This is a genomic window from Pseudomonas sp. MF06569, assembly GCF_059862735.1.
The window spans coordinates 39,323-48,791 of record NZ_JCBCUZ010000034.1 but is presented as its reverse complement, the minus strand read 5'-3'; the positions used below and the strand labels follow the sequence as shown (position 1 = coordinate 48,791).

Genomic DNA, 9,469 nt, shown 5'->3' with positions numbered 1-9,469 from the left:
CCGCCCCACCTCAAGCTCGTTCAGGCATGTGATCAGCCGAGTGAAGCCCTCAAGGTCATTACTGACCTGAAACTGCGGGTAATTTGCAGGAAGAAACCCCACATCCACAGTCGCTTTCGAAACATCGAGACCAACGTAGTAGGAAATCATCGCCAAGTCCTCTTACACTCAAGAAGTGAGAGCACTCTGACCTATCCCTAGCTTGTGATTTCGAGTTTGCCGCTCATCCAACTGTTCGGGCTTCTGGTCAGAGTGAGAGGTGGATGGCGACTTGGCTCCCACTCGTGCTTTAAGCACCGCTGGCTTTCAGTCTGCCATCCACTGCTCTCACCCTTCTGAGTTTAAGAGACCTTGAAGACACAAGCTGGCTTGCCCGCGATAGCATCACCGCGGTTTACCTGGTGAACCGTGTGGGCCCCATCGCGGGCAAGCCCGCTCCCACAGTCAACTTGGCAGGATCAAATATGTCGGTTGCGTTGCCTGTCGCAGTTGCGACCGGTAAAGTGCCGCTCCCCACGTTTCGCCTGAGGTAGACACATGAGCCAGTCCTTTGATATCGCCGTTGTTGGCGCCACCGGCACCGTCGGCGAAACCATCGTACAGATCCTGGAAGAACGGGATTTCCCGGTTGCGGATTTGCACCTGCTGGCCAGCAGTGAGTCAGTTGGGCATTCGGTGCCTTTTCGCGGCAAGAACGTGAGAGTGCGCGAAGTCGACGAGTTCGATTTCAGCAAGGTTCAGTTGGCTTTCTTTGCCGCAGGACCTGGCGTGACCTTGAGCTTTGCCGCCAAAGCCAGCGCAGCCGGCTGCATTGTGATCGATTTGTCAGGTGCACTGCCTTCGGCTCAAGCGCCTCACGTAGTGCCTGAGGCGAATGCGCCGGTTCTGGCAACGTTGCAAAAGCCTGTTCAGGTCAGTAGCCCGAGCCCTTCGGCCACCGCCCTGGCAGTAGCCCTGGCCCCGTTGCGCGGTTTGCTGGACATTCAACAGGTGAGTGTGACCGCGTGCCTGGCAGTGTCTGCTCAGGGGCGTGAAGCGGTTTCCGAGTTGGCGCGCCAAACCACGGCGTTGCTGAACCTGCATCCGCTGGAAACTAGCTTTTTTGATCGCCAGATGGCGTTCAACCTGCTGGCGCAAGTCGGCAAACCAGATGCCCAGGGCCATGTTCCGCTGGAAAAACGCCTGGTGACGGAGTTGCGCGAAGTCTTGGGCATGCCAGCACTGAAAATTTCGGTCACATGCATTCAAGCGCCGGTGTTTTTTGGCGATAGCTTTAGTGTGTCCTTGCAACTGGCCGGTCCGGTGGACTTGGTCGGGGTCAATGCGGCGCTCGAAGCTGGCGATTGTATCGAGCTGGTTGAAGAGGGCGACTACCCTACAGCCGTGGGGGACGCGGTGGGTCAGGACGTGGTGTATGTCGGTCGTGTCCGTCACGGTGTGGACGACACTTCGCAGCTCAATCTGTGGCTGACCTCGGACAACGTGCGCAAGGGTGCTGCGTTGAACGCCGTACAGTTGGCTGAGTTGTTGATAAAAGACCTGCTGTAAAAGATACTTGGCGCCAATTTGTAGCAGGTTGTCACAGGGTTCCAGCGCCGGTCGTCGCAGTCAGGTTGCTTTCAGGCAGCAGCTCTACAGGTCTCGCGGGACGAGGCCTGTACCAATAAGGAAGAGGCTATGGTTCAGGTTCGCAAATTAGTGTTAGCAATCGCCGCCGCTTCGGCGCTGTCATCCGGTATGGCACACGCGCTTGGGCTCGGGGAGCTGACGCTCAAGTCGACCCAGAACCAGCCATTACTTGCAGAAATCGAGCTGCTGGACGTCAAGGATCTGACCGCAGCGCAAGTGGTGCCGAGCCTGGCTCCCGAGCAGGAGTTCAGCAAGGCAGGGGTGCCGCGTCCGGCATTTCTGGATGATCTGCGTTTTACTCCAGTGATCAACGCGGATGGCAAGAGCGTATTGCGCGTCACTTCCAGCCAGCCATTGTCCGAACCTTTCGTAAAGTTCCTGGTGCAGGTGATGTGGCCTAACGGCCGTTTGATGCGCGACTACAGCGTGTTGCTCGACTCTGCAAAGTTCTCGCCTCAGACCGCAGCGGCGGCATCAACCTCTGCGCCTGACTCTGCGCAGCCAGCGCATTACACGACATCGGCCCGTGACACCTTGTGGGAAATCGCGGCCAAGGCACGCAATGGCGGCTCGGTGCAGCAGACCATGCTGGCGATTCAGGCCCTGAACCCTGATGCCTTCATCAACGGCAATATCAACCGCCTTAAAACCGGTCAGGTGCTGCGCTTGCCGGACGCTGGTCAAAGCGTCCAGTTGCCCCAGGCCAAGGCCGTCAACGAAGTAGCCTCGCAAAATGCCGATTGGCGCAATGGCCGTCGCACGGTGCCGCTGGCTCAGCAGCTGGATGCAACCGGGCGCAAGCCTGAATCGACTTCTCCTGCCAAGGCTGTGGCGCGGGACGGTTTGAGCCTGGTGTCGGGCCAGGCGGGCAAGGCGGCAGGCAAAGGTGTTGCAGGGGACGCCAGCAATGTGAGCGACAAGCTGGCGATGACCCAGGAGGGGCTGGACACCAGTCGCCGTGAAAATGCCGAGCTGCAAAGCCGGATGAAAGATTTGCAAAGCCAGTTGGACAAGCTTCAGCGTTTGATCGTGTTGAAGAATGATCAGTTGGCCAAGCTTGAGGCTGAAAAAGGGCTACCTGCCGACCCGGCGGCGGCGATACCGGCACAGATCGTCGCCCAGGCGGCGGACGCGCCTGAAGCGGATATAGCCCCGGCGCTTGAGGGTGTACCCGCTACCGCAGTCCCACCAAGCCCTGTTGAAAGCACTGCACCGCCAAGCGCGGAGCGAAAAATCCAGGATCTGCTGGCAAGCCCGATGGTGCTTGGGCTGATAGGTGGCGGGGCGGTGTTGTTGCTGCTCCTTCTTCTCTTGATGGCGCGTCGGCGTAAAGCGCTGCAGGCAGCCGAAAGGCATGCGCGGATGGCTCGGGAACTCGAAGTAGAGTCCGATTTTTCAGTTGATCTGGACATGCCGCAGAGCAGTTTTGAAGGGTTGGAGACTCCATCGCGCAGCGTCAGGCTCGAGCCGGCACCGGCACCAGTGTCAGTGCCTGAAGCTGAAGTGATAGCGCCCGTGATTGCCCCCGTGTCGTTGGCCAAACCTGCTGCTGATGTGCTGGAACAGGCGGAGCAACTGATCAAGCAACGTCAGTTGACTGAAGCCGCAGCGCTGCTCAAGGCATCGATCGATCAAGCTCCGCAGCGCAGTGATTTGCGTCTCAAGCTGATGCAGGTTTATGGCGAGCTGGGTGAGCGTGAAGCCTTTGTCGCTCAAGAGCGCCAGTTGGTTGCCAATGGCAAGAACCACGCCGAGGTCGAGCAGCTTAAAAAGCGCTATCCGGGCATGCTGGTGGCTGCGGCGGCGGGCATCGCCACGGCGGCCGTGGCAACGCAACTTCAAGCACAATTCGTCCAGGAGATGATGCGTGACGATCGCGAGGTAGAGTCCGAGCCTGTGACTGCTCCTCCTGTAGATGAGTTTGATCACGATTTCGACCTGAGCCTCGACGAGCTTGAGGCCGCGTCACCTGCGGTGGTGTCTGCCGATCTGTCGGGCAAGGACAAGCCTGCGGTCGACAGTTTTGAAGCGGTTCTTGAACAACAGGCTGAAGCTCAGGCTGCCCGTGAAGAACTCTCGGACTTTGATCTGGGCCTGCCGGCGGATTTCGACTTGTCCCTGGCGGATGAAAGCGCCCCGGCGACTGTTGAACCTGACAGCTTTTCTCTGGAGCTGGACAAGGTCAATGCCGAGCTGCATCGACTGTCCCAAAGCCTTGAGCAGTCAACCCTGGCTGAGCCTTTTGCCGATGATGAGCCCGAGTTCGACTTCCTGTCGGGCGCCGACGAAACCGCCACCAAGCTCGATCTGGCCCAGGCCTATATCGACATGGGCGATGACGAAGGTGCGCGGGATATCCTGACTGAAGTCATGGAGGAGGGTAATGCCCAGCAGCAGTCTGAAGCCCTGGAAATGCTGGCGCGGTTGACCTGATTGGGTGAAATGTTTCATGGCGTCTTGCCGGGTGCGCCTTATAATGGCCACCTTTGCGTTTATGAGCAGGCTGTAAGTCCTTGGCAAATATAGATAACCCAGCCGCTGAAATGGCTGCCGACGGTTTTTTCCGAATCGCGCTTGGCGTGGAATACAAAGGCTCGCGCTACAGCGGCTGGCAGCGTCAGGCCAATGGTGTGCTGACTGTCCAGGAAACCCTGGAAAACGCCTTGTCAAAGGTCGCGGCCTCTCCGGTTTCGTTGATGTGCGCCGGGCGAACAGACGCCGGTGTGCATGCCTGCGGGCAAGTCGTGCACTTTGATACCCAGGCCGAGCGCTCGTTGAAAGCCTGGGTCATGGGCGCCAATATCAACTTGCCCCATGACATCAGTGTCAGCTGGGCCAAGGTCATGCCTGCGGATTTTCATGCGCGCTTCAAGGCCATTGCCAGGCGCTACCGCTATGTGATCTACAACGACCAGATCCGCCCCGCGCACTTGAATCAGGAAGTCACCTGGAATCATCGTCCGCTGGACGTAGAGCGCATGGCCGAGGCTGCCCAGTACTTATTGGGTGTGCATGACTTCAGTGCGTTTCGCGCCGGTCAATGCCAGGCCAAGTCCCCGATCAAGGAAATGCACCATTTGCGCGTGACCCGTCACGGGCGAATGATCGTGCTGGATATTCGCGCCAGTGCATTTCTGCATCACATGGTGCGCAACATAGCCGGTGTGCTGATGACCATCGGTACGGGAGAGCGACCGGTAGAGTGGATCAAGGAAGTGCTGGAGAGTCGAACCCGCCGCTCGGGTGGTGTGACGGCACATCCTTATGGCTTGTATCTGGTGCAAGTTGAATACCGCGATGAGTTTCAATTGCCGGAACGTTACATAGGCCCACATTTCTTGACCGGTTTTACCGAACTGGACGGCTGACGCCCGGATAAGCATTTGTTACCATCCGGGGCTTTCGCGTTCGGGGTGTTATCGAGATGTCCGTTGTTCGCAGCAAGATCTGCGGTATTACCCGCATAGAAGATGCTCTGGCTGCGGTCGAGGCCGGAGCTGACGCCTTGGGTTTTGTGTTTTACGCAAAAAGCCCCCGTGCCGTAACGGCGTTCCAAGCGCGAGCCATCATTGCGGCCCTGCCACCTTTTGTGACGACGGTCGGGTTGTTCGTCAACGCCAGTGCCTGTGAGCTCAACGAAACCCTGGATGCCGTACCGCTTGATTTGCTGCAGTTTCATGGCGATGAGACCCCGGAGCAGTGTCAGGGTTATCACCGTCCTTATATCAAGGCATTGCGCGTAAAGGCCGGTGATGACATCGCCGGTGCCTGCAACGCGTATGCAGGCGCCACCGGTATTTTGCTCGATGCCTATGTCGAAGGTGTGCCCGGTGGAACCGGTCAGGCGTTTGACTGGTCTTTGATACCGCAGGGTCTGAGCAAGCCGATTATTTTGGCGGGTGGCCTCACGGTCGAGAACGTTGCAGGAGCCATTGCTCAGGTGCGTCCTTATGCCGTTGATGTCAGTGGCGGAGTAGAAAAGAGCAAGGGCATCAAGGATCACGACAAGATTCGCGCCTTTATGCAGGCAGTGCGTGTAACAAACTGATGCCCGATGTGACGGCTGGCAGTCTGCCGCCGTCCATCATTACCGTTCTGCAAAGCAGGCGGGCCCGGTGGTTTGACGGGCAGAAATTAAAGTGGCGGCCGCTCTGGGGCGTGCTGTCGGGAGGCTGAGGGTTGCAGGGTTTCGCTGGTTTGCCGTGTGCTGACCGCAGTTCTTGCAATCATCGCCACACACCTAATGAATTTAGCTCAAGGGCATACACGGGGCCTGAACTCAACTGTTCTGGCCACCGGTACTGGAGAAAGAAAGCATGAGCAACTGGTTGGTAGACAAGCTGATTCCTTCGATCATGCGTTCCGAGGTCAAAAAGAGCTCGGTACCTGAAGGCCTGTGGCACAAATGCCCGTCTTGCGACGCTGTGCTTTATCGTCCAGAGCTGGAAAAGACCCTGGACGTTTGCCCGAAATGTAATCACCACATGCGCATTGGTGCGCGTGCCCGCATCGATATATTCCTGGATGCCGACGGCCGTGCCGAGTTGGGCGCAGACCTGGAGCCGGTTGACCGTCTCAAGTTCCGTGACAGCAAAAAGTACAAGGATCGTCTGGTCGGCGCGCAAAAGCAGACGGGCGAAAAAGACGCGTTGATCTCCATGAGCGGTACGTTGCTGGGTATGCCGGTGGTTGTGTCTGCCTTTGAATTCTCGTTCATGGGCGGCTCGATGGGCGCCATCGTCGGCGAGCGTTTCGTGCGTGCAGCCAACTACGCGCTGGAAAACCGTTGCCCGATGATCTGCTTTGCAGCCTCCGGCGGTGCGCGGATGCAGGAAGCACTCATCTCCCTGATGCAAATGGCCAAGACCTCTGCGGTGCTGGCGCGTCTGCGTGAAGAAGGTATTCCGTTCATCTCGGTGCTGACCGACCCTGTCTATGGCGGCGTTTCGGCCAGTCTGGCAATGCTGGGCGATGTCATCGTGGCTGAGCCTAAAGCCCTGATCGGCTTTGCCGGTCCGCGTGTTATCGAGCAGACCGTTCGCGAAAAACTGCCAGAAGGCTTCCAGCGCAGCGAGTTCCTGCTGGAGCACGGCGCAATCGACCTGATCATTGCGCGTCAGGAGCTGCGTCCACGCCTGGGCAACCTGCTGGCACAGATGATGGGCTTGCCGACACCTGTGTTCGTCGCGGCACCTGTTGAAACCATCGTTGTTCCACCGGCACCTGCAAACCTATGACCCAGCGCACCCTTGGCGAGTGGCTCGCCTATCTTGAACAGCTGCATCCGGCCGCCATTGATATGGGGCTGGATCGCGCACGCGAGGTAACGAACCGCATGGGGCTGCAAAAGCCCGCGCCTCGGGTGGTGACGGTTACGGGCACCAATGGCAAGGGCTCGACCTGTGCGTTTGTGGCAGCGTTGCTGCAGGCGCAAGGGCTCAAGGTGGGGGTTTACAGTTCGCCCCACTTGCTGCGCTATAACGAGCGTGTACAGATTGACGGGGTTGAAGTCAGCGACGAACTGCTGTGCGAGGCCTTCGCGGCTTTGGACGCGGGGCGGGGCGAGACTTCCCTGACTTATTTTGAAATGGGCACGTTGGCAGCGTTCTGGCTGTTTGAGCGTGCCCAGCTGGATGCCGTAGTGCTGGAAGTCGGCTTGGGCGGACGTCTGGATGCGGTCAATCTGGTGGATGCCGACCTGGCGCTGGTGACCAGCATCGGTGTCGATCATGTCGAGTACCTGGGCAATACCCGCGAATCGGTGGCTTTTGAGAAGGCCGGGATTTTCCGTGCGGGCAAGCCAGCCCTCTGTGGCGACCTCAATCCTCCTCACACCCTGCTCGACAAGGCCAGGGAGCTGGGCTGTCCGCTGTTCTTGCGCGGTCGTGACTTCGATCTGGCCAGTTCAGAGCAGGTGTGGCACTGGCGTGGCCTGGATGCGAAAGGGCAAGTTCTGGAGCTGCGTGACATTGCGCTGCTGGATTTGCCCATGGAAAACGCAGCGCTGGCGGTACAGGCCTATGCGTTGACCGATTTGCCGTGGGAGCCGGCGCGCATCATCAGTGCACTGGTTGGCACTCGCGTCACGGGCCGACTGGATCGCCGTCAATTCAACTGGAAAGGCAAAGCCTTGAATGTGCTGCTGGACGTGGGGCACAACCCCCATGCGGCCGAGTACCTTGAGCGGCGTTTGGCGCAGAGGCCTGTCACTGGCAAGCGCCTGGCCGTGTTCGGTCTGCTGGCAGACAAGGACCTTGATGGCGTAGTGTCACAGCTCGCGTCGTCGGTCGAGCATTGGGCGGTTGCACCGCTGAATACCTCGCGGACACGGTCGGCGGCTGAAGTTCAGGCTGCGCTGCAGGGGCTTGGTGCTTCGGTTTCGGCCCATGACAGTGTGGATGCCGCGCTCGTAGCTCAATGCGAACGGGCGACGCCCGAAGACGAAATCCTGTTGTTCGGATCATTTTATTGTGTCGCGCAAGCGCTCGAGTGGTTGGAGCGGCGTGCCAAGGAGGAGGCTGCAAATGGCTTTGCTGGATAAGGTATTCAAGCAGCGTATGGTAGGCGCCCTGGTATTGGTGGCGTTGGCCGTGATTTTCCTGCCGATGTTGTTCTCGCGTCAGGACGAACAGCGTCAAATCCAGGTGGATGCACCCACGGCGCCACAGATTCCGGTCATGCAGCCGGTTCAGGTCGAGCCGGTTGCCGTGCCGGAGCCGCAAGTCATTGCCCAAGAGCCGGTCCCTGAAGAGTTGCCGGTTGTCGAGCAACAGGTGGCGACGGCTCCTGTCGCGCCTGTGGTTGCAAAGCCTGCAGTTGTTGCCCCAAAGCCACCGGCTGTCACCCCGGCGCAAACGGTTGCCCAGGCACCGGCCAAGCTGGATACCACGCAAAAGCGTGTTGACCCCAACGGCTTGCCGATCAGCTGGTCGGTTCAGTTGGTGAGCCTGTCCAATCGGGCGAGTGCTGACAACCTTCAAAAAACCCTTCGTAATCAAGGGTATAACGCTTACGTTCGATCTTCCGGCGGGATGAATCGGGTTTTTGTCGGTCCGTTGCTTGAGCGTGCAGAAGCCGATCGCCTGCGTGATTTGCTCGGCAAACAGCAAAATCTCAAGGGTTTTGTGGTGCGCTTCCAGCCTGAACGTGGTTGAGCGCGCAAAAAGGTTCAATCTGATTGCTCAAGCACGGATAAATCGCCTTACCTGAGCGGCGGCGCTCTGCTAAAATGCGCCGCCTCATCTGTCTGTAGGCTGAACTGTGCCATTTACCTGGGTTGACTGGGCGATCGTTGCAATTATCGCCATCTCCGCTTTGATCAGCTTGAAGCGCGGCTTTGTAAAAGAAGCATTGTCGCTGTGCACCTGGATCATTGCCGGGGTCGTTGCCTGGATGTTCGGCGGTTCACTGTCTCAATATCTCTCCGGATACATCGAAACACCTTCCGCCCGCGTTATCGTTGGGTGCACCATCATGTTTGTCGCCACCTTGCTGGTAGGCGCAATGATCAATTTTCTTATCGGCGAACTGATTCGCGTCACCGGCTTGTCCGGGACCGATCGTTTTCTCGGCATGGCCTTCGGCGCTGCGCGTGGCGCGTTGCTGGTGGTGACTGCGGTCGGGCTGCTTAGCCTGGGGCCGGTACAGCAAGACTCATGGTGGCAAGAGTCGCGGCTCGTGCCACAATTTCTATTGGTTGCCGACTGGTCCAAAAACCTCATTCTGGGGTGGAGCAGTCAGTGGCTGGCCAGCGGAATCAGCGTACCCGCTGACATTCCGTTCAAGGAGCACCTCTTGCCGGCTACCCAGCCCAAGTGAGCGGTGTTCAGTTCAGATCCAT

General features: G+C 58.6%; 8 protein-coding genes. All 8 read left to right on the top strand.

From position 1 onward, the window contains the following. Positions 1–537 precede the first annotated feature (537 nt). Positions 538–1,548, top strand: a complete 1,011-nt coding sequence (locus AC19YQ_RS22350; protein WP_339477645.1) for an aspartate-semialdehyde dehydrogenase — start codon at positions 538–540, stop codon at positions 1,546–1,548. 129 nt (positions 1,549–1,677) lie between these two features. Further along, positions 1,678–4,062, top strand: a complete 2,385-nt coding sequence (locus AC19YQ_RS22345) for a motility hub landmark protein FimV (RefSeq protein WP_500595976.1) — start codon at positions 1,678–1,680, stop codon at positions 4,060–4,062. 110 nt (positions 4,063–4,172) lie between these two features. After that, positions 4,173–4,997 carry a tRNA pseudouridine(38-40) synthase TruA gene (gene truA, locus AC19YQ_RS22340; protein WP_339477668.1) on the top strand — a complete coding sequence of 275 codons (825 nt, stop codon included), beginning with the start codon at positions 4,173–4,175 and terminating at the stop codon, positions 4,995–4,997. Between the two features lie 56 nt (positions 4,998–5,053). Beyond that, the gene (locus tag AC19YQ_RS22335) at positions 5,054–5,677 is read left to right on the top strand and encodes a phosphoribosylanthranilate isomerase (RefSeq protein WP_500595975.1); all 624 of its coding nucleotides are present in this window, start codon (positions 5,054–5,056) and stop codon (positions 5,675–5,677) included. A gap of 268 nt (positions 5,678–5,945) precedes the next feature. Beyond that, positions 5,946–6,866: an acetyl-CoA carboxylase, carboxyltransferase subunit beta gene (gene accD / locus AC19YQ_RS22330; RefSeq protein WP_095028327.1), complete on the top strand. Its 921-nt coding sequence runs from the start codon at positions 5,946–5,948 to the stop codon at positions 6,864–6,866. After that, on the top strand, positions 6,863–8,170 hold the full coding sequence (folC, locus tag AC19YQ_RS22325) for a bifunctional tetrahydrofolate synthase/dihydrofolate synthase (protein WP_500595974.1): 1,308 nt from the start codon (positions 6,863–6,865) through the stop codon (positions 8,168–8,170). Before accD ends, folC begins: the two co-directional genes overlap by 4 nt. Next, on the top strand, positions 8,154–8,783 hold the full coding sequence (locus AC19YQ_RS22320; protein ID WP_338646885.1) for an SPOR domain-containing protein: 630 nt from the start codon (positions 8,154–8,156) through the stop codon (positions 8,781–8,783). Before folC ends, AC19YQ_RS22320 begins: the two co-directional genes overlap by 17 nt. 106 nt (positions 8,784–8,889) lie before the next feature. After that, on the top strand, positions 8,890–9,447 hold the full coding sequence (locus AC19YQ_RS22315) for a CvpA family protein (RefSeq protein WP_095028330.1): 558 nt from the start codon (positions 8,890–8,892) through the stop codon (positions 9,445–9,447). Positions 9,448–9,469 lie beyond the last annotated feature (22 nt).

Coding starts and splice junctions, on each gene's coding strand:
- AC19YQ_RS22350 (WP_339477645.1), top strand. CDS start 538: ATGAGCCAGTCCTTTGATATCGCCGTTGTTGGCGCCACCGGCACCGTC.
- AC19YQ_RS22345 (WP_500595976.1), top strand. CDS start 1,678: ATGGTTCAGGTTCGCAAATTAGTGTTAGCAATCGCCGCCGCTTCGGCG.
- truA (WP_339477668.1), top strand. CDS start 4,173: ATGGCTGCCGACGGTTTTTTCCGAATCGCGCTTGGCGTGGAATACAAA.
- AC19YQ_RS22335 (WP_500595975.1), top strand. CDS start 5,054: ATGTCCGTTGTTCGCAGCAAGATCTGCGGTATTACCCGCATAGAAGAT.
- accD (WP_095028327.1), top strand. CDS start 5,946: ATGAGCAACTGGTTGGTAGACAAGCTGATTCCTTCGATCATGCGTTCC.
- folC (WP_500595974.1), top strand. CDS start 6,863: ATGACCCAGCGCACCCTTGGCGAGTGGCTCGCCTATCTTGAACAGCTG.
- AC19YQ_RS22320 (WP_338646885.1), top strand. CDS start 8,154: ATGGCTTTGCTGGATAAGGTATTCAAGCAGCGTATGGTAGGCGCCCTG.